Source organism: Halorussus halophilus (genome assembly GCF_008831545.1).
In the GTDB taxonomy this organism is placed as follows: Archaea; Halobacteriota; Halobacteria; order Halobacteriales; family Haladaptataceae; genus Halorussus; species Halorussus halophilus.
Map to the genome: position 1 here is coordinate 1,338,020 of NZ_CP044523.1, position 21,572 is coordinate 1,359,591.

Annotated in this window: 19 protein-coding genes; 14 read left to right on the forward strand and 5 right to left on the reverse strand. The window is 63.8% G+C overall.

Annotated elements, in window-relative coordinates; translation table 11 throughout:
• Positions 1–237 precede the first annotated feature (237 nt).
• From F7R90_RS06605 to F7R90_RS06615, 3 genes are read left to right on the forward strand one after another with little or no spacing between them, the layout of a single operon-like run.
• Positions 238–1,275: a DUF1616 domain-containing protein gene (locus tag F7R90_RS06605; protein WP_158056465.1), complete on the forward strand. Its 1,038-nt coding sequence runs from the start codon at positions 238–240 to the stop codon at positions 1,273–1,275.
• 2 nt (positions 1,276–1,277) lie between these two features.
• Complete coding sequence (locus F7R90_RS06610) at positions 1,278–1,886, forward strand: metal-dependent hydrolase (RefSeq protein ID WP_158056466.1); 609 nt, start codon at positions 1,278–1,280, stop codon at positions 1,884–1,886.
• Between the two features lie 50 nt (positions 1,887–1,936).
• The gene (locus F7R90_RS06615) at positions 1,937–3,397 is read left to right on the forward strand and encodes a hypothetical protein (RefSeq protein WP_158056467.1); all 1,461 of its coding nucleotides are present in this window, start codon (positions 1,937–1,939) and stop codon (positions 3,395–3,397) included.
• Positions 3,398–3,483: 86 nt separating this feature from the next.
• Here the strand turns inward: F7R90_RS06615 and F7R90_RS06620 are convergent, their stop codons facing one another.
• From F7R90_RS06620 to F7R90_RS06630, 3 genes are all read right to left on the reverse strand, one after another.
• Positions 3,484–5,133 (reverse strand): alkaline phosphatase family protein, encoded by a 1,650-nt coding sequence (locus F7R90_RS06620; RefSeq protein WP_158056468.1) that lies wholly within the window; start codon positions 5,131–5,133, stop codon positions 3,484–3,486.
• Positions 5,134–5,489: 356 nt separating this feature from the next.
• A complete protein-coding gene (locus tag F7R90_RS06625; RefSeq protein WP_158056469.1) occupies positions 5,490–6,509 on the reverse strand; it encodes a lipid II:glycine glycyltransferase FemX in 1,020 nt (339 codons plus the stop codon).
• A 2-nt stretch (positions 6,510–6,511) separates the two neighbouring features.
• Complete coding sequence (locus tag F7R90_RS06630; protein WP_158056470.1) at positions 6,512–8,152, reverse strand: alkaline phosphatase family protein; 1,641 nt, start codon at positions 8,150–8,152, stop codon at positions 6,512–6,514.
• Between the two features lie 249 nt (positions 8,153–8,401).
• Here F7R90_RS06630 and F7R90_RS06635 point away from each other — a divergent pair, with 249 nt between their 5' ends.
• The 3 genes from F7R90_RS06635 (at position 8,402) to F7R90_RS06645 (ending at position 10,651) form a co-directional block, all read left to right on the forward strand.
• Positions 8,402–9,928 (forward strand): right-handed parallel beta-helix repeat-containing protein, encoded by a 1,527-nt coding sequence (locus tag F7R90_RS06635; RefSeq protein ID WP_158056471.1) that lies wholly within the window; start codon positions 8,402–8,404, stop codon positions 9,926–9,928.
• A 323-nt stretch (positions 9,929–10,251) separates the two neighbouring features.
• A complete protein-coding gene (locus F7R90_RS06640) occupies positions 10,252–10,437 on the forward strand; it encodes a hypothetical protein (protein WP_158056472.1) in 186 nt (61 codons plus the stop codon).
• Positions 10,424–10,651, forward strand: a complete 228-nt coding sequence (locus F7R90_RS06645; RefSeq protein WP_158056473.1) for a hypothetical protein — start codon at positions 10,424–10,426, stop codon at positions 10,649–10,651. Before F7R90_RS06640 ends, F7R90_RS06645 begins: the two co-directional genes overlap by 14 nt.
• A 271-nt stretch (positions 10,652–10,922) precedes the next feature.
• Here F7R90_RS06645 and F7R90_RS06650 read toward each other — a convergent pair whose 3' ends face one another.
• Positions 10,923–11,483, reverse strand: coding sequence for a DUF7344 domain-containing protein (locus tag F7R90_RS06650; RefSeq protein ID WP_158056474.1), 561 nt, complete (start codon positions 11,481–11,483; stop codon positions 10,923–10,925).
• 432 nt (positions 11,484–11,915) lie between these two features.
• Here F7R90_RS06650 and F7R90_RS06655 point away from each other — a divergent pair, with 432 nt between their 5' ends.
• Genes F7R90_RS06655 through F7R90_RS06685 form a run of 7 tightly spaced genes read left to right on the forward strand, consistent with a single transcriptional unit; the run spans position 11,916 to position 19,221 of the window.
• Positions 11,916–12,524 carry a DapH/DapD/GlmU-related protein gene (locus tag F7R90_RS06655; RefSeq protein WP_158056475.1) on the forward strand — a complete coding sequence of 203 codons (609 nt, stop codon included), beginning with the start codon at positions 11,916–11,918 and terminating at the stop codon, positions 12,522–12,524.
• Positions 12,521–13,612, forward strand: a complete 1,092-nt coding sequence (locus F7R90_RS06660; RefSeq protein ID WP_158056476.1) for a DegT/DnrJ/EryC1/StrS family aminotransferase — start codon at positions 12,521–12,523, stop codon at positions 13,610–13,612. Before F7R90_RS06655 ends, F7R90_RS06660 begins: the two co-directional genes overlap by 4 nt.
• Complete coding sequence (locus tag F7R90_RS06665; protein WP_158056477.1) at positions 13,609–14,673, forward strand: Gfo/Idh/MocA family protein; 1,065 nt, start codon at positions 13,609–13,611, stop codon at positions 14,671–14,673. Before F7R90_RS06660 ends, F7R90_RS06665 begins: the two co-directional genes overlap by 4 nt.
• Positions 14,670–16,031, forward strand: a complete 1,362-nt coding sequence (locus tag F7R90_RS06670; protein ID WP_158056478.1) for a nucleotide sugar dehydrogenase — start codon at positions 14,670–14,672, stop codon at positions 16,029–16,031. The genes F7R90_RS06665 and F7R90_RS06670 overlap by 4 nt, the downstream gene beginning before the upstream one ends.
• A complete protein-coding gene (gene wecB, locus F7R90_RS06675) occupies positions 16,024–17,136 on the forward strand; it encodes a non-hydrolyzing UDP-N-acetylglucosamine 2-epimerase (protein ID WP_158056479.1) in 1,113 nt (370 codons plus the stop codon). Before F7R90_RS06670 ends, wecB begins: the two co-directional genes overlap by 8 nt.
• Positions 17,129–18,136, forward strand: coding sequence for a polysaccharide deacetylase family protein (locus F7R90_RS06680; RefSeq protein WP_158056480.1), 1,008 nt, complete (start codon positions 17,129–17,131; stop codon positions 18,134–18,136). Before wecB ends, F7R90_RS06680 begins: the two co-directional genes overlap by 8 nt.
• Positions 18,133–19,221, forward strand: coding sequence for a GNAT family N-acetyltransferase (locus F7R90_RS06685; protein ID WP_158056481.1), 1,089 nt, complete (start codon positions 18,133–18,135; stop codon positions 19,219–19,221). Before F7R90_RS06680 ends, F7R90_RS06685 begins: the two co-directional genes overlap by 4 nt.
• Positions 19,222–19,343: 122 nt before the next feature.
• Here the strand turns inward: F7R90_RS06685 and F7R90_RS22100 are convergent, their stop codons facing one another.
• The gene (locus F7R90_RS22100; protein ID WP_192498423.1) at positions 19,344–19,508 is read right to left on the reverse strand and encodes a DUF7331 family protein; all 165 of its coding nucleotides are present in this window, start codon (positions 19,506–19,508) and stop codon (positions 19,344–19,346) included.
• A 263-nt stretch (positions 19,509–19,771) separates the two neighbouring features.
• Between F7R90_RS22100 and F7R90_RS06690 the strand changes: the two genes are divergently transcribed.
• The gene (locus F7R90_RS06690; protein ID WP_158056482.1) at positions 19,772–21,568 is read left to right on the forward strand and encodes a hypothetical protein; all 1,797 of its coding nucleotides are present in this window, start codon (positions 19,772–19,774) and stop codon (positions 21,566–21,568) included.
• Positions 21,569–21,572 lie beyond the last annotated feature (4 nt).

Sequence of the window (21,572 nt, forward strand, 5' to 3'; positions counted from 1 at the left end):
GCTGTTCGCTCGAAAGCATCGACCGACGCGGTACTCGTTTCAGTCAGCTGGAATTCGCCGGACGACACCGAACCTGCACGAGTAACGACTGACTACTGACCGACAGCCAGGGGATAACAAAGTGGCAACGACTCGATAGCGATTCGTAATGAGTTCTCGAAGCGGTGGCCAGCCCGACCGACAGCCCGTCTGCCGGTTCTCCGGCCGACGAGACGTACACCGGACACCACACCAACTATGAGTCACGAAACGGCAGACGACACGCTGTTAGAGCGTTTGACTCGCCCGACGGTTCCGCTCGACCTGCTCGTAGTCGTCGGCTACGTGGTCGTCGCGGCAGTCGTCGTCTTCCAGTCGGGCGTCTACGGCACGCCACTCGCAGTCGCACTTGGCGTCCCGCTGTTACTGTTCGCGCCCGGCTACGCGCTTGTGTCGCTCCTCTTCCCGGGGGCGACGCCAGACGACGCGAGGAGAATGGGCACAGGAGACTCGTCGTTCGGCGAGTCGGTCGCTCGCGCCCGAGAACACGGCATCAGCGGCACCGAACGCCTCGCACTGGGGCTCGGGGTGAGTCTCGCGCTCCTGCCGCCGCTCGGTATCGCACTGGCTGTCTCTCCGTGGGGAATCGGCCCGGCGTCGGTCCTCGGCAGCGTAGTCGCAATCGCGCTCGGTTGCTCGGTCGGTGCGGCGATTCGTCGCTTCAACCGTCCTACAGACCGGCGGTTCAGCGTTCCCGTCCGCCGATGGCTCACGGAAGCACGTGCGGGCCTCCGGAGCGGTCCGACCGACACCGCACTTAACGTCGGACTGGCAATCGCCGTCGTCCTCGCCGTCGCGGCAATCGGCTACGCGGTCGCCGCACCCGGTCCCGGCCAGCGCTCGACCGGTATCTCGCTGCTCACGCAGAACGAGACGGGCGAGTTCGTCGCCGAAGACTACCCCTCGCAGTTCACGCGCGGCGAGAGCAAGCCGATCGTCGTCGAACTCCAGAACCACGAGGGTCGCCAGACGAGTTACACCGTCGTGGTGGAACTCCAACGCGTCCGGAAGAACGCCGACCAGAGCGCCAGAGTCGTCCAAGAGAGGCAACTCGCTCGGTTCACTCCCACAGTCGAAGCTGGCGAGGAGTGGCGGACGCGCCACGACGTGACGCCGACGATGACCGGCGAGAACCTGCGACTGACCTACCTCCTCTACACGGGTGACCCGCCGAAAGACCCGACCACCGAGAACGCCGACGAACACGTCCACGTCTGGGTGAACGTCTCCGCCTGACGATGTGGCCGTGGGAACATCTCGCCGTCGGCTACCTCTGTTACTCGCTGTTCGCTCGGGTCAGATACGGGCGCGCGCCACGCGCAGTTCCGGTCGTTGCGCTCGCAGTCGGTACGCAGTTCCCCGACCTCGTGGACAAGCCACTGGCGTGGACCTTCGGCGTGCTTCCCAGCGGGCACTCGCTGGCACACTCTGCGCTCGTCGCGGTTCCGCTCGCGTTGCTCGCGGTGACACTCGGTCGGCGAGCGGCCGCCAGAAACCCGACCAGCGACTTTCGCGGGGCCGGAACCGCGTTCGCCGTCGGCTACCTCTCGCACCTGCCGGGTGACGTGTTCTACCCAGTCATCGTCGGCGGCAAGCCGAACGTCGGGTTTCTGCTCTGGCCGCTCGTGCCAGCCGCTGAGTCGCCGACGAGCGTGGGCTTCCTCGAAATCGTTCGACTGCTGTTTGCCCGGTTCGTCGGCGAACTGTTCTCGGGCGCGTTCTCGACCTACCTCGCGCTCGAACTCGGCCTGTTGCTCTGCGTGTTCGCACTCTGGCTCGCCGACGGGGTGCCACCGTTCGGTGCGCTGGTTAGTCGGCGAGAACGCCGCAGGGAAGAGACTACTTAGCGGCTCTCAGGTCGCGCATAACAATGAAATGACGACCCCACTTTCCTGACGTGTCTAGCGACGCCGACCCCACGACGAGACGTAGCTATCTCCGCCTCGTCGGGACCGCGACGCTCGCAGCACTCGCGGGCTGTGGCGACCGAGGGCCGAGCGAGGAGACCGAGACGGAGAGGAGAGAGACGACTGCCGACTCAGAAACCGAAACGACCGACGACACTCAGACGGAGTCGCCCGGCGACACTTCCACCGAGACGCCGCCCGACTCGGTGACCGAGGAGTCGGAGAAGAGTATCGAGGAGCTCCGAACCCAGTACGACACAGTCGTCAACGTCCGCGACGCCGGGGCGGACGCGTCCGGCGAACGGGTAGTAAATCCGGTTCTCGACGACAACCTCGACGACGACACACTGTTGTACTTCCCACCGGGTCGCTACCGACTCGAACCGTGGCAGGTCATCGACTACCGTAACCTCGGCGTGGTCGGAAAAGACGCCACCCTCGTCCCGCCCGAGGGCGAACAGGGCTACTGGCTGATGTGCGACGAACTCAGGCAGTTCCACTTCCAAGGGTTCGAACTCGACACGCGTGCGCGAGGGGTCGCCCCCGCAAACTTCCTCACCGTCACTGGCGGGACGAACGTCGTGCGGGACGTGAGCCTGCGCGGCCATCGCCGGATTCCCAGAGGCGGCTTCGAAATTTCGGTCGGCGACCCGAACGCCGAACTCCTGTTCGACCGCGTCTCGCTCCCCGACGGTTCGACCGCGGGCAACGCCATCTACACCTTCCCATCGAGCGTCGGCAAACTGACGCTCAGAGACTGCTACGTCGAACACTGGGCGGAAGGGTTGTACGCATCGCCACACTCCGGGCCGCTGTCCGTCCTCGGTGGCTACTACGGCAACAACGGCATCGACCAAGTGCGAGTCGGCGGTGGACCGTCGGGCGCGCTCGTCCGTGGTGTCACGGTCCGCGTTGACCAGCCCAAACAACCGAGTCAGAAGCCCAACATGCGCGGCATCTGGATGGAGGAGGGTGCGACCGCCCGCATCGAGAACTGCGACGTCGCCATCACGAACCTGACCGGCACGTACAGCTCCGGCGGAATCGTCGTCGGACGACAGGCTGGCGCGGCGACCATCCGCAACACCCGAATCCGCGTGGACGAGGACGTTCCTGCCATCAACCTCCGGAATCCGGTCGAGGGCGCACAGGGGTCCTCGATGCCGAGCATGGGACGACTCCCGACCGACCGGCGAGTGACCTGCGAGGACGTCCGAATCGAGGGCGACGCAGCAGCTGGTCCCGCAATTTTGACGACTCGGCGTGACGACTGTCTCTTCGACCGCCTCTGTCTCCACCAGCCCAACGGGAAACGGGACGGCATCGCCATCATGCACGCCGACGGCTGTACAGTTCGAGATTCGACGATTGCAGTGGGCGGGCGCGCGATTACGACCGAAGGTGCGCGCGTACGGCAGTTGCGCGTTCGTCGGCAGGGGTCCTGTTCGTAGTTTCGGTCGGATATCGCGAATCGCGACTGTGGACCGTGGACTGATAAGACGAGCGACAGAAGAAGCTGACAGCGACGCGCCGACCCTCAGATGTAACCCAAGTCGCTCAGTCGCTCCTCGACCGAGCCGTCGTCGTCGCTGGTGTCAGTTTCGGTGCCGTAGGGCACGTCGCCGTAGTCGGCAATCGAGACGCTCTCCTTGAGAAGTCCCTCCGGCACCGTACCAGTCATGCGCGCGGGCACGTCGAGTCCGGCGGCGGCCATGGCGATTGGCGACACGTCGGTCAGCGAGAGGGCTTCGGGGTTTCGTCCCGAGAACGCCGGACCCGCGCCGACGAACGCGCCGTGGAGTTTGTGGTCGTGGTCCCGAATCGGCGCGAACCGCTGGCCGACCAGACTCGGACTGAGGACGTGGTTCATGTCCTTCGGCATGAAGAGTACGTCGCAGGCTCGCTCCGTGAAAGGACCGTCGTACACCGCTTCGCGCTTGCAGACCCAGTCGAAGGCCGGTTCGCCGTCGGGCGTTCGGACCGCCGAAAGCGTCTCGATGAGGTCTTCGCGCACGGTCTCGTACTCCTCGGGAGCGACGATGCCGTGTGGTTCCCGCCCTTCGAGATTGACTCGGACGCCGAGTTCGGCGGTGCGTCCGTACGCTTTCGAGTTCTCCCAGTCCACGCCGTCGCTGGCGGCCGAGAGTGCGGCGTCCGGAAGCACGCTGGTCAGGAAGTCGTCCACGCCGACGCGACAGGCGAGTGCGTAGGCGTCGCCGGGCGTGACGCCGACGCGACCGAGTGCAGACGTGGCTGCCGAGACTGCCCGGCCGGTCATCGTGGCTCCGGCCTCGGTCGTTCCGCCGTTACCTCCCGCCTCCGCTTCGCCCGTGAGTACCGCCTTCTCGCTCCCCAAACTGGGTTTGTTGGCCTCAGTCGTCGTCTCCACGAAGCCTGCCTGTCGGAGAATCTCGTTCAGGTAGACGGTGTAGCCATCGACCGGCCCGATGCCGTGGTCCGAACAGACGACGACGTTCGTGTCGTCGCCAGCTATCTCCATCACTCTCCCCAACACCTCGTCGGCGCGCTCGTACACCTGGCGGAACTCGTTTGCTTCGTCGAAGTTGTGGAACACCGCGTCGGTCTTCTGTATCTGGACGAACGCGACCGTCCAGTCGTGGGTTTCGAGCAGGTGTTCTGCGGCCTTGCCGCGAATCTCCACGAGGTCGAGGTAGCCCGCCAGTTTCTCGGCCTTGTCGTCGCTGGTCTCTCCTCGCGAGTAGATGGTGTACTCCTCGCCGATGGCTTCGGAAATCTCGTCTCGGATCTCCTCGGGGTAGCCCGCGTCGTCCTCGTGGGCGAGATACCCCGGCACGAGGACACCTTCGACAGGCTCGGCAGGATGTGTCACTGGCACGTTCAGCGTGACGGTCGGTTCGCCGCGCGCCGCAAGGTAGTTCCAGATGGCTGGCGAGCGGACTCGATTTCTGGTGACGAGTTCGTCTTGGTCCGGGTAGTCGTCGTCGTTGTGGAAGAAGCCGTAGACGCCGTGGTGGCTCGGGTCGGTCCCGGTGTACATCGACGGCCACGCGCTACCGGTCCACGGCGGAAACGTCGATTCGAGTGGGGCCTCGACCCCCTCGTCGCGGAGCGCCGAGAAGTTGGGTAGCGAGTCGGCGAACTCGTCTAGGTACTTGAAGTCTAACGCGTCGAATCCGACGATGACTGTGGCGTTTTCGTTGGTCATTGGAACTCAGAGATGTCGAACCGATGGTTCGACCGGGTTGCTGGTCAGGGTAACTACACCCTGCGCGTCCATTGTTTCCGGGTGCCTACTCGCCGGACAAAGAGCGTCTACCGTCGTCGAGTCGCGCCGCGAACGGCGCGACTCGGCCGTCAGGGGGTGCCTGAATCGACGAAAATCGCGAGAAACTCCGAACCGCGCGAAAAGCAGAGTTGTCGGGCGCGAACGCGGCCGACGACGAAACGCGAACGAAGATAAAACGCGAACGAGGACAATACGCGAACGCAAACGAGGACGACCGAGTGTAGGGAGCGCGGGCGACTGCGTGCAGTCGCTCGCAATCGACCGTCGCAACCTCGTTACTTGAACCGCTTGTAGACGCTCGACAGCGCGTTCGTCACACGCGTTCCGCGCCCCATGCTGTAGTACGACCGCAATTCCGGCCCGAACTTCGCTTTGTACTCACAGAGTCGGCGCTCGTTCGCGCCGACGAGGTCGTACGTCTCGACGCCGCGGTCCATCGCGTCCGTCATGATTTTCCAGTCCACGAGGTCGTTGACCGGGAGTTCGTGGCGGTGTTTCGCACCGCCCTGCCAGCGGTAGATGGTGTCGCCGAACTCTAGGGCGACCATCCCGCCAGCGATTTCGCCGTCGGCTTCGAGCGCGTAGGGCCGAACCGCGCCGTCCGGGAGGTGTTCGTAGAGGTCCGTGACGAACGCCGGAGTGACCCCGTAGTCTTTGTCCTGCTCGTCGTGGCGCGACTGCACCTGCGAGATGATGGCCTCGATTTCGTCCGTGCCGCCTTCGTAGACGCGGAAGTCTCCCTCCGTGCGGATGTTCCCGCGCGCGTCGCTGGAGAACGCCATCAGCACGTCCTCCTCGCCAGGGGTCAAATCGACCGCGTAGGTGTGTCGGACTTGGATGTCGAAGTCGTTCCACTCGAACGGTCGTACGTCGCGGAACGACGCGTCGGGGCGAATCTGGGTGTACTTCGGGCCGAGTTCGCGGTCTATCCAGTCGAGACAGCCCTCGACGAATCGCCACGCGCGACGCTCGGCCTTCCGGTGTTTGAGCTTCTCGCAGTTGACCATCGCCGGGCCGAGATACGACACCCACAGTTCAGGCGCGGGGGAGAACGCCATCGTCATCCCGCCCTTTCGCTTCTCGAAGACGGGGAAGATGCCGACCGGTTCCTGTCCCTTGTAGCCGATGAGCGGATGTAGTTTGGCGTCTGCGTGTTCGGCCTGTACCGCGAGCGACTCGCGGTAGTGGAAGACGTTCGTGTGCGGGGACTTCTCCACAAGGTCGTCCCACTTTTCTAAGTCGTCTTGGTCTGCGCGTGCGATACTGAGTCCTTTCTTTTCGATGGTAACGCTCATTGTTATTCGAGATATCCGAGGTCCGCGAGGCGTGCTTCGACGTCGCCGTCGTCCGTTGCTACTCGTGCGTCGGCGTCGAATCCGGGGTAGGCTTCCCGCCCGGTTTCGGCGACGGCGGGCAGTACTGACCCGTCCATCCGGTCGCCCGCGGGGAGACCGAACGTCGCCAGTATCGTCGGCGTCACGTCGAAGAGGTGGGCCGAAGCGAGTTCGGCGTCGGCATCGACGCCAGCGCCCGAGAGCGCGACCACCCCTTCCAACTTGTGGTTGTAGGGTTCACTCGGCGGGCCGAACTGCCCGTCGCCGACGCGCGTCGAGAGGAACTGGTCGTAGTCGGCGGGAATCGTCACCACGTCGGGAGCCTCATCGACGTACGGCCCGGAGAAAATCTCCTCGCGGCGGACGACTCGGTCGAACACCGGTCTCCCGTCAGGCGTCTCCACTTCGGAAAGATGTCCGATCAGGTCGTCCCTGACTCGTTCGTACTTCGATTCGGGAACGACGCCGTTCGGCTCCCGGCCCTGCAAATTGACGCGCACCCCGAGTTCGATTCGGTCGCGCATGTAGGCCGCCGAGTTCGGGAAATCGACTTGCTCGGTCGCCGCGCGAATCGCATCAGTCGGCACTCGCTCGGCCACGTAGTCGGCGAGTCCGACCGTGTCGAGTGCGGCCGCGATGCGCTGGCTCGTCAGGCCGACCTTCGCACCGGCGGCGAGTCCGCGCTCCAGCGCGGATGGTTTCCTCGCGCCCGTGTCGTCTACCTCGCCGGTCTTTCCCTCCTGCAACTGGTTGTTGGCGATGGTAGACCACGTCGGCATCCCCTCGCCGCCCTGCTTGGTCTGGACGAAGCCTTTCTTGCGGAGGAACTCGTTGACCCGGAACTCGTGGCCGGTGTACTCGCCCATGCCGTGGTCGCTGGCGACTACGATGGTGTCGGGGTCGCACTCCTCGATTATCTTCCCGATTTGCTCGTCCACTGCTTCGTAGACGCCCCGGACCTTCTCGTCGTCGCCGGGGAACTCGTGGAAGACGGTGTCGGTCTGCTGGAACTGGACGAAGCCGAAGTCCGGGTCGTGCTTCGCGGCGAGGTAGCGGAACGCCTCCCCGCGCATGCGTGAGAGTCGCCGATACCACTCGACTTTCTCGTCGCCGGTCGCGTCGCGGGGTGCGTACACCCGATACTCGCCGATTTCCGCTCGAATCTCGGCCAGTACGCCGTCTGGATGACAGTCGGGATTCTCGGGTGCGGTGTATCCGGGCACGAGTGCGCCGTCGAACTCGCGGGGCGGGTGTGTCACCGGCACGTTCACGACGACGCTCGAATAGCCGTGGTGGTCGAGCAGTTCCCAGAGCGTTCGCTCTCGGACGTGCGTGTCGTTCACGACGTCCCACTCGTAGCCGTCGAAGCGCAGAAACCCGAATACGCCGTGCTTACCGGGATTGACGCCGGTGTACAGCGACGGCCACGCGCTCGGCGTCCACGGCGGCGTCTGTGACTCTAGCGGGCCGTTGGTCCCCTCCTCGAACACCGACTGGAGGTTGGGGAGCCCGCCCGACTCGAACAACGGGTCGAGGACCGGGAGACAGCCAGCGTCGAGACCGACCAACAACGTCTGCATACTCGTCTGCGCGCGGTCAGCCATGTGTTGGAATTCACCGTCTGACAGTCCTTTGTTATGCACCGTTTGTCACCCGTCAGACGCCTCCTACCGGGGTATTGGTCTGTTATGTGCCGATTACCGAACGTTTGGTCGAGCGTACTCTCGGTTTCGTACTCTCCCGCTCGGCGCGTGACAAACCGTGATGGTTTAGCCAGCACACTTAAATCACAAACCTAGCATTGAACCAAAATCATAGCCTTTATCAATAGGTAAGCTCGCATTGAACAGTACATGGCACGCGACGATACGGCACGCGAGAACGAGAGCGAATCATCCCTTCTCGACCGACGGTCGTACCTCAAGCTGGCGGGTGCGGCGGCGGCGTCGGTCGCAGCGGCAGGCGTATCGAGTAACTCGGCGAAGGCGGCGTCCTACGAGACCATCGAGGTTTCGGCAGGCTCGACCGAGCGCATCGAAGTCGGTCCCGGCGAGACCTTCGAGAACAAACTCATCGACATCTCCGCCGACGGCGCGCACTTCCGACTGCTCACGCAGGGAAGCGACTGGACGATTCGAAACGTCGGCGTCAAGGGGACGAACGACGACCAGGACGGCACCAAAGCGACGATGTACCTCCGCTGCACCGACGGCGGAACGGCCGTCGCCGAGAACGTCTACATGGGCGACGGGTCGGAAGACCGCGTCGGTCACGCTGCCGTCTCCGACTGGGAGAACTCCGGCACCGTGAAGATTCGTAACTTCCACGTCGCTGGATGGGCCGCCGACGGGATGTACATGTCCCACGCGGGCGTCTCCGAGTCCCACGGGATGGGTGAGACACAGATAGAGAGTTCCTACCTGAAGAACAACAACATCGAGAACTGCCGACTCGGCACGCCTGGCAGTTACATTAAGGATAGTGTCATCCACGTCGAGGGCGAGAGCGCGGTCAGTTCGAACGAGTCGGGCCAGAAGAACCCCCGCGGTCTCTGGTTCAAAGAGCAGTCCGGCATGAAGGCCGTCAACTGTGACATCAAGGTCAACGGCTCGGCCGCAGTCATGGCCTCCGACAACGGTTCGGGAACGGTGAAAGACTGCCGCATCGACGGCGACATCAGTAGCTCCGTCGAGCAGGTGAACGTCTCGGGAAGTCCCGACGTGAGCGCGCCGAAGGGCGTCCCGATGACCGCCGAAGAGGCCGCTTCGGGTAAGGGTGGCACCTCGGGAAAAGATAGATCGTCGAGTGGCGAAAGCGACTCGACGGACACCACGACCGGTGACGCCGAGCAAGGCAAGGTCTTCCAGTTGATCGCCGACGAGGACGGCGTCGCCGACGAGTACCAGTTCACGGTCGATGGGTCGGTTTCGCCTCAGACAGACCCGAGCGCCAACATGGCCGAAGAAAGCGATTCCGTCGAGAAGAACGACGACGGGACGGTCACCGTCTCAGGTAGTGCGATGGGCGGGTTCGGCGACTCGTTCCTCGTGACGGGTGACTTCGTCTCGTTCGACCTGAACGAGGACAAGTGGACGCTCCGCTACGACGGCGAGGAAGTCTCCGTCTCGGACCTCGTCCTCCCGAACCTCCTGGTCATCGACGGAAGCACGCCGAACTCTCCGAGTAGCTACGAGTTCTCGGTCAGCGGCGAGGCCAACAAGAGCGCGGCACACGGCTCGGTGAACGCGAACGACTCGGCAAAAGACGGGTCGATTGCAGGGCAAGTCTACGCCGGAACGGACGCCTACCGTTTCTCCGGTGAGATTACGGCCTTCAGTCTCGACGGTCCGGCGAACGTCCGAGTCGAGGACAACGCCTAACGAAACCGCTGGCGCGACCCTCCACCCGGTCGCAAGTTCGACACGCCAGTTTTGGCGCGCCGAGACCATCGACGTGCGGTCACAGTTCGGTAGTGACATCTTTCAAGTCATTGTGAGATACCCGGTCTGACGCCGGGAAAGCTCGCCTTACCAGTCTATTTTTCGACGTAATGTACATATAGTTCGCCGTGGATACTCGTGATTACAGGTCGGTGTTTGGGTGTGTGAAACAATGCCAAGACAAGATGGGGCTTAAATTGTTAAGCATACATTGAAACGAAATCGGAGCACTTTTCAAGTGGTAAGCTCGCATTGACTATTGCATGGCACGCGACGATACGGCACGCGAACACGATTCCATACTCGACCGAGGATCGTCCGGCGCGTCCGCTGGCACGGCGCAGGACCCGTCGAACGTCGTCCACGCGGGACGAGACTACACCGTCCGCACTATCGGAGGCGAGGGGATGTTCCTGACCATCGTGGAGGGCCGCGATGTCTCGCAGTAACGTCTACTCAGAGGGCGAGCGCTGGCAGTCCGCACCGCGGGACCCCGAACCGGAAGACCTCGGCTACGACATCGCCGACTGGGAGGTCATCCGCGCGCGGAAGGACGACGACGGTCACCTGATGTTCCTCCCCGAAGACGAGGAGACGCTTCGGGAAGAGGCGTTCATCGTCGCCGAGTCGGGTGCCGTCTGCAACGTCGAGGAACGACTATAGCTGCTCGCTTCGGCCCTCCCTGCTGGGACGGCCGGTCCACTCACCCGAACCGACACAGCCCTCAATCGACCAGTCCACCAACGGTGCGACCTTTCAACGACACAGCCCTCCACCGCACAACTCTCCAACGGCGCAACCTTCGACGACACGCTCCTCCAACGAGTTCGAGAAGTTCGTCGATGCTTTTCTTCGACTCCCTTCGGCGCGCACACTCGTCAGTAGCCGAAATGCTGTCGAAAAATGGCGACTCGAATCCCGTGTCTCGAACGAGTCAGTGTTCTTGGCGCTCGACGCGTCGGAGTTCCGGCGGCGTGCCGACCTCGCCGCCGCGTCGGTACTTCACGTAGTGAACCACCGCCGACGCCCCGAACACCACCAAAATAATCGTCGCGAGCACCAGTCCCGGCAACAGGCCGAACGGCGGGACGTTCAACCAGACCGCCGCGACCAGCAACGCGCTCGCGCCCGCGAGCGCGAGGTAGTATCTGTCCCACGGGAACTCGTCGCGGGACACGTCGCCGAGATAGATGTCCAAGTCTGCGGCTCTGTCTCCGAGACGGACGACGCCGTCGTCTCGGTCGTACTCTACGATGTTCGCTTCGTCGAGTTTCGGGAGGTGCGTCTGATACAGCGAGATGTACACTCGCTTGCGTTGCTCGGTCGAGAGGGCCGCGGGAGTCGTTTCGTTCTCCCACGCAGCGACCTGTTCTGTGAGGTCTGACAGCTCTGCTCGTCCGCCCTCTCGCCGGAGGTAGTACAGTGCGTAACGACGGCGTGGACTCTTCAGGACTTCGAACACCTCGTCCTGCGTGAGTTGTTCACCGCGTTGCATGCTCCCCAGCCCATCGGCAGGTCGTCGGAGGCGATACACGTTCTGTGCCGGAGCCGGGTGGCACGGGTATCCGAGGGTAAGACCGCCGCATACGCTGGATATTGCCGTGTCGGCACTTTGTTACCACGGTGCTGTTCACGGGTAATCCGGTCGTACAGCGCGACCGATTTCGGGAACGGTTCGCTTATCGCCAAATTTCTGAGAGGCACTGCGTCGTTACCACTCCCCGCGAACTATCGCCCCGTATCTTGCGGTATATCGGCCGATAGGACCCCTCTACTCCCTGACCAAGTGGCGTATAACAAAGGCCGAACGAGGGCATGGTCACGATAACGTCCGGTCGCTCGCGATTCGACCGGGCAATCGACTACGTATGACACAGATTCGAACTGTCAATTCGACTTTCCAGTGGGGAGTGCGGGGTGGCCGACCGTGAGCCGTTCGAGCAACCCACCCGCCACAGACGCCCTCCTCGGCGAGAACTGTACGATAGCACCAGACGCGACCGTGGGCCACGTCCACCGCGACGGGGCCGCACCGCCTGCAATCGGCGACCGCGCGACGATTCGCTCGGGCACCATCGTCTACGCCGACACCGAAATCGGCGACGACTTCACGACAGGTCACGGTGTCCTCGTGCGCGAAGACACCACAATCGGCGACGGCGTGGTTCTGGGCACGAACACCGTCGTCGATGGCACGACGACCATCGGGTCGCACTGTAGCCTCCAGACGGGCGTCTACGTCCCGACGGACACCACTATCGGCAACGAGGTGTTCATCGGGCCGAACGCGGTGCTGACGAACGACCCGTACCCGATTCGCCAAGACGTAGAGCTAGAGGGACCGACGCTCGAAGACCACGTCTCCATCGGCGCGAACGCGACAATTCTGCCCGGCGTAACCGTCGGCGAAGGCGCGTTCGTCGCCGCTGGCGCGGTCGTCACGCAGGACGTACCGCCGCGGACGTTGGCACTCGGTGCGCCCGCGAAGTTCCGCGACCTGCCCGAGGAACTCGACGGAGGGAACCAGATAGCATGAGCGACATTCCTATCGCGGACCCGCAGATGGGCGAGCGAGAAATCGAGCGCGTCGTCGAGACGCTCGAATCGGGGATGCTCGCAGACGGTCCCGAGGTTCGAAAATTCGAAGACGAGTTCGCCGACTTCTGCGGTGCAGCGTACGGCGTCGCGACGAGCAACGGAACGACCGCGCTCCACGCCGCGTTCGAGGCGCTCGACATCGGCGAGGGCGACAAAGTCGTGACGACGCCGTTCTCGTTCGTCGCGAGCGCGAACACGGTTCGAATCGCTGGCGCGGAACCAGTGTTCGCCGACATCGACCCCGACACCTACAACCTCGACCCAACCGCGGTCGAGGAGGCGATTCGGAAACACGACGACGTGTCGGCGATTCTCGCCGTGCATCTCTACGGACTCCCCGCAGAGATGGACCGACTCCGGGAAATCGCCGACCGCCACGGCCTCGCGTTGGTCGAAGACGCCGCCCAAGCCCACGGTGCTGAGTTCCAAGGCGACCGAGTCGGGTCGCTCGGTGACGCGGCCTGCTTCTCGTTCTACCCCACGAAGAACATGACCACGGGCGAGGGCGGCATCGTCACGACGAACCGCGAAGACGTGGCCAAGCGCGCCGCGAGCTACGTCAACCACGGTCGCACCGAAGACGGCGGCTACGACCACGTGCGCGTCGGGAACAACTACCGACTCACTTCGATGGCCGCCGCCATCGGCCGCGTCCAGTTAGAGCGGCTTCCGGACTACAACGCGGCGCGCCGCCAGAACGCCGCCTACCTCACGGACGCGCTGTCGGAGTCCGGCGTCGTCACGCCGACAGAACCCGACGGTTACCGGCACGTCTACCACCAGTACACGATTCGGGCCGACGACCGGGACGAACTCAAGGAGTTCTTCGCCGAGCGCGGTGTCGGGGCGGGCGTCTACTACCCGACGCCAATTCACCAGCAACCGGCCTACGACGACGTGACCCACGCCGCACCGGTCACCGAGCGGGCCGCCAAGCAGGCGCTCTCGCTGCCGGTTCACCCGAACGTCACGGAAGACGACCTCCGAACGATTACGAACGCGATTTCAGCATACGAATCAGAATGAGCCACAGTCTCTCCCACCAAGTAAACGCCGCCGTCATCGGCGTCGGAAGTATGGGGCGTCACCACGCCCGCGTGTACAGCGAACTGCCCCGAGTGAACCTCGTCGGCGTCTTCGACGTGGACGAGGAGGCCGCCGAAGAAGTCGCCGACGACCACGGGACGGTCGCACTTGACTTAGACGCCCTCCTCGAAGCGACGGACGTCGCCTCCATCGCGGTCCCGACGCCGTTCCACGCCGAGATGGCCGAGAAGTGCATCGACGCGGGCGTCCACGTCCTCGTCGAGAAGCCGCTCGTAGACGACCCGGAGGTCGGCCGCGAACTGCTCGACAAAGCTGAGAAAGCGGGTGTCACCGTCCAAGTCGGCCACGTCGAGCGGTTCAACCCCGCGATTCGCGCGCTCGCCGACGTGGTGTCGGACCTCGACATCATCGCCATCGACGCGCGCCGACTCGGCCCGCCTCCGGAGGGTCGCGAACTGGACCAAAGCGCGGTGCTGGACCTGATGATTCACGACATCGACGTGGTCCTGTCGCTGATGGGTGAAGAACCCGTCTCGGTCACGGCCGCCGGTGTCAAGGCCAACCAGCACGCGACGGCGACGCTCGGCTTCGGTGACGGAACGGTCGCCACGCTGACCGCGAGCAGGGTGACCCAACAACGCGTACGCGAACTCTCGATTACTGCCGAGGACTGCCGCGTGAACGTCGATTACATCGACCGCTCGGTCGAGATCCACCGCCACTCGCTGCCCTCCTACATCGAGGACAACGGCGACCTGCGCTACCGCCACGAGAGCATCGTAGAGCGGCCCACAGTCGAGACTGGCGAACCGCTGAAGAACGAACTCTCGTCGTTCGTCGTCGCGGCCACCAAAGGTTCGGAGCCGGTCGTCTCGGGCGAGGACGGGCTCCGAGTGCTGGAAGTCGCGCGCGAAATCGACCGCGTGGCCAACGAACACGTCGCTGACTGCGTCGATTCGGTGGAGTCCGAGGAGGCCGAACGTCACACCGATTCCGAAGAGAGTGACCAGCGACCCGATTCCGAGGTGAGCGCCCAGTGAACGTCCGGGAGACGCTCAAACTCTACGGCAACGACGCCCACGACGCCGACCAGCGCGCGGCGTTCCGCGCCGGACAGATTCCGGTCGCCGTCTACGGTCTCGGCAAGATGGGTCTCCCGCTGGCCGCGGTGTACGCCGAGACCTGTGGCAACGTCGTCGGCGCGGACGTAGACGCCGAGGTAGTCCATACCATCAACGAAGGCGACTGTCACGTCAAGCGCGAACCTGGACTCGACGAACTCGTCGCCGAGACCGTCGAATCGGGTGCGCTGCGTGCGACAGATTCACCCCGGACCGCCGCCGAAACGTCGGCGATTCACGTCGTCATCGTGCCGACACCGATTACCGACGACGACGGCGCGGACCTCTCGATTCTGGAGTCAGTCGTGCGCGACATCGGCACCGGTCTCGACAGGGGCGACCTCGTGATCATCGAGTGTACCGTGCCGCCGCGAACCTGCGCGGACAGGGTCCAGCCGCTGCTCGAACACGAGGCGGGCCACGACGAGTTCGGACTGGCGTTCTGCCCGGAACGAACCTCCAGCGGGCGCGCGCTCGAAGACATTCGGGGCGCGTACCCGAAGGTCGTCGGCGGCGTCGATTCGGAGAGTACACGCGCCGCGAAGTTGGTCTACGACCACATCACCGATAACGAAGTGATGACGGTCTCGGACGCGACGACCGCTGAGGCCGTGAAGGTGTTCGAAGGTCTCTACCGGGACGTGAACATCGCCTTGGCGAACGAACTGGCGACGATGGCAGACGGGATGGCAATCGACGTGAACGAGGCCATCGAGACGGCCAACACCCAACCGTTCTGTGACATCCACAAGCCGGGTCCGGGCGTCGGGGGGCACTGCATTCCCTACTATCCGTACTTCGTCATCGGTCAGTTCGGTGTCGAGACGCCGCTGTTACGCACCGCACGCGAAGTCAACGACTCGATGCCGGAGTTCACGGTCGAGACGCTGGTCCGGGAACTCGACGCTGAAGGCGTCTCGCCGAACGACGCGACGGTTGCAGTACTCGGCCTGACCTACCGGCCGGGCGTCGAAGAGACTCGCGCCTCGCCCTCGATTGCGATTACGGAGTACCTCTCGGAACTCGGCGCGGAGGTGTTGGGCGTGGACCCGATGCTCGACAGCGCCGAGGAGTTCGCCTGCCGCCAGATTGCCCAAGAAGAACTGACCGACTACGACCTCGACGCCGTGGTTCTGGTGACGCCCCACGAGGATTTCGAGTCCATCGACTGGAACGCCTTCGACCCGCTGGTCGTCGTGGACGGCCGCGGAGCGCTCGACCTCGGGGACACCGACCATCGCGTCTACACCATCGGGAGCGGACTACAGCATGAGTGACTACGACACAGACGAAGCGACGAAGCGAGACGAGAACGACTCGAAGAAAATCCTGACCGTCGTCGGTGCGCGCCCGCAGTTCATCAAGGCCGCGCCGGTTTCGCGCGAGGTCCGCAAGCGCCACGAGGAGGTGTTGGTCCACACGGGCCAGCACTACGACGAGGAGATGTCCGACGTGTTCTTCGAGGAGTTAGGCATTCCAGAGCCGGACCACAATTTGGGAGTCGGCTCCGACGACCACGGTGCACAGACCGCCCGCATGCTGGTCGGTCTGGAAGAGTTGATTCTCGACGAAGACCCCGACGCGGTGCTGGTCTACGGCGACACCAACTCGACGCTCGCGGCTGCAATCGCGGCCTCGAAGTTGGACACCGCGCTGGCCCACGTCGAGGCCGGTCTGCGGAGCTACAACCGCGAGATGCCCGAGGAAACCAATCGAGTGCTGACCGACCACGCCTCGGACCTGCTGTTCGCGCCCTCCACGCGAGCAGTGGAGAATCTGGCCGCGGAAGGTATCGAACAAGGTGTCCACGACACCGGCGACGTAATGTGTGACGCCGTGCTGTTGGCGCGCGAGCAGGCCGCCGACCACTCGACAGTGCTGGACGAGGTGGGCGTCGAAGAAGGCGAGTTCGTCCTCGCCACGGTCCACCGCGCGGCCAACACCGACGACCCCGAGCGACTCGCGTCGATTCTGGACGCGTTGGCCGACGACCCCCGAGAGGTCGTCTTGCCAGCACATCCTCGGACAGTAAGTCGGATGGAAGAGTACGGTCTCTACGAAGAGGCCAAAGAACGACTCACTCTCACAGACCCGGTCGGCTACCTCGACTTCGTGCGCCTGCAGGACGCCGCGGAAGTCGTCGCTACCGACTCGGGCGGTGTCCAGAAGGAGGCTTTCTTCCTCGACACGCCTTGCGTGACGATGCGCGAAGAGACCGAGTGGCGCGAGACGGTCGAAGCAGGCTGGAACCGCTTGGTCGGCGCAGACGGCGAGGCGATACGGCGCGCACTCTCAACCGCCGAGGCTCCCGCCGAGAAGCCGACGCCCTACGGCGACGGCACTGCCGCGGCGAACATCGCGGGCTTGCTCGACGATGTCTGAGTTCGAGTCCGCCCAAGCGGACGCCAAGGCCGCGCTCGATACCGAAGACGCGGAGTTCGCGGTACTCCTTACTCACGACGTTGACCGGCCGTACAAGACCGGGCAATCGCTGTACTACGCGCTCGCCGAGCGCGACCCGCGACACCTGAAGGCGCTCCTCCCCGGTCAGAACCCGTGGTGGACCTTCGAGGACATCATGCAGTTGGAGGACGACCTCGGCGTTCGCTCGGCGTTCTACTTCCTGCGCGAACAGCACATCCTCGAACGGTCTCCGACGGACTGGCTCGACCCCTTCTACTGGGTGGAGTCGATGGGTCGCTACGAAGTCGAACGGACGGAACTAACCGAACTGCTCGCTCGCCTCGACGGCGGGGACTGGGAGGTCGGACTTCACGGTTCGTACGATTCGTTTTCGGACCCCAATCGACTCTTCATGGAGAAGACGACGCTCGAAGCCGCGCTCGGAAGTGAGGTGACGGGCGGTCGTCACCACCACTTGCGCCACGAACCGATGACGTGGGAGTACCACCGCGAGATGGGTCTGAAGTACGACGCAAGTCCGGGTTCGAGTAGCGAGTACGGCTTCGACCGTTATCACCCGTTTCGCCCCTTCGGCGACGAGTTCGTCGTCTTCCCGCTGACGCTGATGGAAATCGCGCTTCCAGACCCCGGCGAGCAGTTCGACGAAGCGTGGCGCGAGTGCGAACGACTGCTCGAAGAGGCCAGAGAGAACGGTGCCGTAATGTCAGTTCTGTGGCATCCGCGACTGTTCAACGACGACGACTTCCCGGGCTACCGGGAGTTGTACCGCAGACTCGTCGAGCGTGCGGTCGAGATGGGTGCGTGGGTCGGTCCGCCCGCCGACTTCTACGAGCGAATGGACCACCCCGACGGAGCTGGTGTGTCAGCACCTGACGCTGCCGACAAGCGGTCCCTACGCGCCGCGAAAGCGGAGAATAACAAAGTGCAAACCGACGCTACCACGGATTCAACAGGATGAGAGTCGAGCAACTCGAACTGTCGGAGTGGGAGTCTGCACTGCCGAGTGACGGCTTCGAAGTGTTTCATCTGCCCGAGGCACTCGAAGTGCTAGACCGACACGTCGATGCAGAGATGAAGCTGTTCGGAGGATTCAAAGGAGAACAACCGATCGCGCTGTTGCCGCTGTTCGTCCAGCGGCGCTCGGCGGCGATGGCGGTCACGTCGCCGCCGCCGGGGTACAACATCCCGCGCCTCGGTCCTATCATGATGCCAACCAGTCCGAAGCGCCGCAAGCAGGAGAAAGTCAACCGCGAGTTCACCCAGAAAGTCTTAGACCAGATCGGCCCGGACATCGGACTCGAACGGCGACTCGCGGACGTCGGCGTCCAGTCGCCGTTCGCCGACAAGGTGCTTGACCGGTTGGACGTGAACTCTCGGCTGATGCTGGTTCGCATCATCTGCAACACCGACTACGGCGACCCCCGGCCGTTCGTCTGGAGCGACATCGACGTGGTACCGAGGTTCACCTACTTCGTGGACCTCTCTGGCGGCGACACCGACGCCATCAAGCAGTCGTTCAGCAAGAGCCTCCGCCGGGACATCCGGGACGCCGAGGACCTCGACGTGACTATCGAGCGCGAGGGGTTGGATGGTGCCCGCGATATCTATCAAGCGACCAAGCAGCGCTACGACGAGCAGGACGAACCGTTCGACCCGACGTGGGCGTACGTCCGGGACCTCTTCGAGTCGCTCGGCGAGCGAGCGCGGGCCTACGTCGCCCGCGACCCGGATGGTGAGTATCTCACTGGTATCACGACGCTCTACTCCAACGACACCGCCTACTTCTGGCAGGGCGGCACCAAGGGCATCTACGACGGGACCTCCGTGAATGGACTCGTTCACTGGCGACTGATGGAGGACATCGTAGAGGGCCCGCCTGTCGAGTCGGTGACGAAGTACGACCTCATGGGTGCGAACACCGAGCGACTCTGTAGCTACAAGGCGAAGTTCAGCGCGGAACTCGTTCCGTACTACCTCGTCGAGTCTGGCGGCACGGCGATGGACGCCGCCAAGCACGCGTATCGGCTCACCCAACAGGGGTAGAGCGGTTCACTCAGCAGAATAGTGGTGGCCGCTCCGCTACTGAAGTGCTATGTTTCGGGGGAGATTCGAAACGGAGAGCCGAGCAATCAACGAGGCCGCTACGGGACCGAGTACCGCGCCCGCTACGCCATCGCGGCGAGTTCTACGTTGTCGTCGGACTGAATCCACGCGCTGTTGTTCTGCGTGTCGTAGATGACGACCGCTCCTTGCTCGTCGCTGAACGAGGCGTACCGTTCGTCGGTGGGGAACTTCTGCATTCGGTCACTGTTTTCGTATTTCGTGGTCATTGGTCTCGCCCACTTGGGGGGAAGCGGGTTTCTATCGGTAACTTACTACCGGACACTGATAAGCCTTCCCACACCGGAGAGATTCGTCGCTCTCACTCTCCCCTCACGGACTCTGCATCTATCGTTTCGCGTATCTACACCCACTCGCTGGCACGCTTGCAACAGTTGTCGCCTCCCCCTGCAACGGTTCTCCCGGACCCTACCCGCTCGCAGGCGGCGTATAACAAAGGCCGAATCTGGGGTACGAGACCAGTAACGTCCCTATGACTACGGACACGCACGTCTTCGAGAGAGGGGAGAAGGCCGCACTCCTCGTCGGGTTCGTTTCGCTCGCCGCCGCGGTGGTACTCGCACGCGGGTCGCCACCGGAGGGCTACGAGTTGTCGATTTACGGCGCGACGCCGCTCGCCTTTTGGGTCGGCGCAGGAGCCGCGCTGCTGGTGTCGGTCGTCGTCTCGCTCACCGGGAGCGGACGCGCCCGAAAGCTGGGGCTGTTCCTCGGCGGGACCGCGATGCTCGCCGTCGCCTCGCTTCCCGTAATTCGCTCGTACTACTTCTTCGGCGCGGGCGACTCGCTGACCCACCTCGGGTGGGCGAAAGATATCGCCGCAGGTCGGCTCTCGGTCCTCGACCTGCTCTACCCCGGCACGCACACCGTCGCGGTGTTCCTCGCGGATTTGACCGGGATGGAACTGCACCGCGCACTGTTGGTGATGGTGATGGTGTTCACCGCAGTGTTCTTGCTGTTCCTCCCGCTGGCGACGTGGACGATTACCCGCGACCGCCGCGCGACGACGCTCGCGGCGTTCAGCGGGTTCCTCTTCCTGCCGATAAACAACATCAGCGTCTTCGAGATGGCTCATCCGACTTCCCAAGCCATCCTCTTCCTGCCGTTCGTCCTCTACCTGCTCGCGAGATACGTCGTCGATACAGGCCGCGACGAGTTGCCGGTCGGGACGCCCGAGGGCGCACTGCTCGCGCTAGCGTCCGTGGCTATCGTCCTCGTCCACCCTCAGCAGGCCGCGAACGTCCTGCTCGTCTTCGGGGCAGTTCTCCTGCTCCAAATCGCCGCCAGATGGCTCGGGACCGCCGAGCGCGACCACCGGCTGCTCGCACTCCAGACGCTGTTCATCGGCGTCGTGTTCGCGCTGTGGGCACCGCGGCACGAGCGCACCTCGGGCGCGACGAGCGCGCTGGTGAACATGATACTGGAAGGGCCGAACGCCGCCAGCGACATCGGCGCACAAGCGGTGTCACTCTCAGCCATCGGTGGCAGTCTGGGGCTGATTTTCGCCAAACTGTTCCTCGTCAGTGTCGTCTTCTGTGCGCTCGCGGCACTGCTCGTGGTGGTCAGCGCACGTGGCCGCATCGAGGACCCCGACACGGCGGCGTTCGCGCGCTACTTCGGCCTCGGACTGGTGCCACTGCTCGGCCTGTTCAGTGCCTACCTGATAGTGAGCTACGAGCAACTGCACTTCCGGCAACTCGGTTTCGTCATGGTGCTGGTGACGATTCTCGGCGCGGTGGCACTCGCCCGCGGGATGGACACTCTCGGTCGGCGCGCCTCGTCGGGGACTGTTCACGCAGTCGTCGGGGTGGTCGTCGCCGTTCTGCTCGTCGCCTCGATACCGACAGTGTACGAGTCGCCGTACATGTACCAAGGGTCGAGCCACGTCACGGCCGCACAACTGAACGGCTACGACACTGCCTTCGACCACACCGGCCAGCTTCGCATCCTCGGCCTCCGTGGGTCAGGCGAACGCTACGCCGACGCCGTCTTCGGCTACGAGAAGAGTCGCACGGCACCAGCAACTGCACCGAGTCTCTACACGTCGAACCAGAGTCTGACGGCCGAGAACTTCACCGCTGACAGAGTACGAGACGCCTACGGCGGTCGGTATCTAGCGTACACCGACGCGGCAAGACAGGAGGAGGTACGCGTCTACAAGGAGCTACGGTTCCCCGAATCCGGCTTCCGGTCGCTCGACTCGACCCCCGGACTGAACCGCGTCCAAGCGAACGGGGGCTTCCAACTGTACCGCATCAACGGCACGAGGTAACTAC

Coding starts and splice junctions, on each gene's coding strand:
- F7R90_RS06605 (WP_158056465.1), top strand. CDS start 238: ATGAGTCACGAAACGGCAGACGACACGCTGTTAGAGCGTTTGACTCGC.
- F7R90_RS06610 (WP_158056466.1), top strand. CDS start 1,278: ATGTGGCCGTGGGAACATCTCGCCGTCGGCTACCTCTGTTACTCGCTG.
- F7R90_RS06620 (WP_158056468.1), bottom strand. CDS start 5,133: ATGACCAACGAAAACGCCACAGTCATCGTCGGATTCGACGCGTTAGAC.
- F7R90_RS06625 (WP_158056469.1), bottom strand. CDS start 6,509: ATGAGCGTTACCATCGAAAAGAAAGGACTCAGTATCGCACGCGCAGAC.
- F7R90_RS06630 (WP_158056470.1), bottom strand. CDS start 8,152: ATGGCTGACCGCGCGCAGACGAGTATGCAGACGTTGTTGGTCGGTCTC.
- F7R90_RS06635 (WP_158056471.1), top strand. CDS start 8,402: ATGGCACGCGACGATACGGCACGCGAGAACGAGAGCGAATCATCCCTT.
- F7R90_RS06640 (WP_158056472.1), top strand. CDS start 10,252: ATGGCACGCGACGATACGGCACGCGAACACGATTCCATACTCGACCGA.
- F7R90_RS06645 (WP_158056473.1), top strand. CDS start 10,424: ATGTCTCGCAGTAACGTCTACTCAGAGGGCGAGCGCTGGCAGTCCGCA.
- F7R90_RS06650 (WP_158056474.1), bottom strand. CDS start 11,483: ATGCAACGCGGTGAACAACTCACGCAGGACGAGGTGTTCGAAGTCCTG.
- F7R90_RS06660 (WP_158056476.1), top strand. CDS start 12,521: ATGAGCGACATTCCTATCGCGGACCCGCAGATGGGCGAGCGAGAAATC.
- F7R90_RS06665 (WP_158056477.1), top strand. CDS start 13,609: ATGAGCCACAGTCTCTCCCACCAAGTAAACGCCGCCGTCATCGGCGTC.
- wecB (WP_158056479.1), top strand. CDS start 16,024: ATGAGTGACTACGACACAGACGAAGCGACGAAGCGAGACGAGAACGAC.
- F7R90_RS06680 (WP_158056480.1), top strand. CDS start 17,129: ATGTCTGAGTTCGAGTCCGCCCAAGCGGACGCCAAGGCCGCGCTCGAT.
- F7R90_RS06685 (WP_158056481.1), top strand. CDS start 18,133: ATGAGAGTCGAGCAACTCGAACTGTCGGAGTGGGAGTCTGCACTGCCG.
- F7R90_RS22100 (WP_192498423.1), bottom strand. CDS start 19,508: ATGACCACGAAATACGAAAACAGTGACCGAATGCAGAAGTTCCCCACC.
- F7R90_RS06690 (WP_158056482.1), top strand. CDS start 19,772: ATGACTACGGACACGCACGTCTTCGAGAGAGGGGAGAAGGCCGCACTC.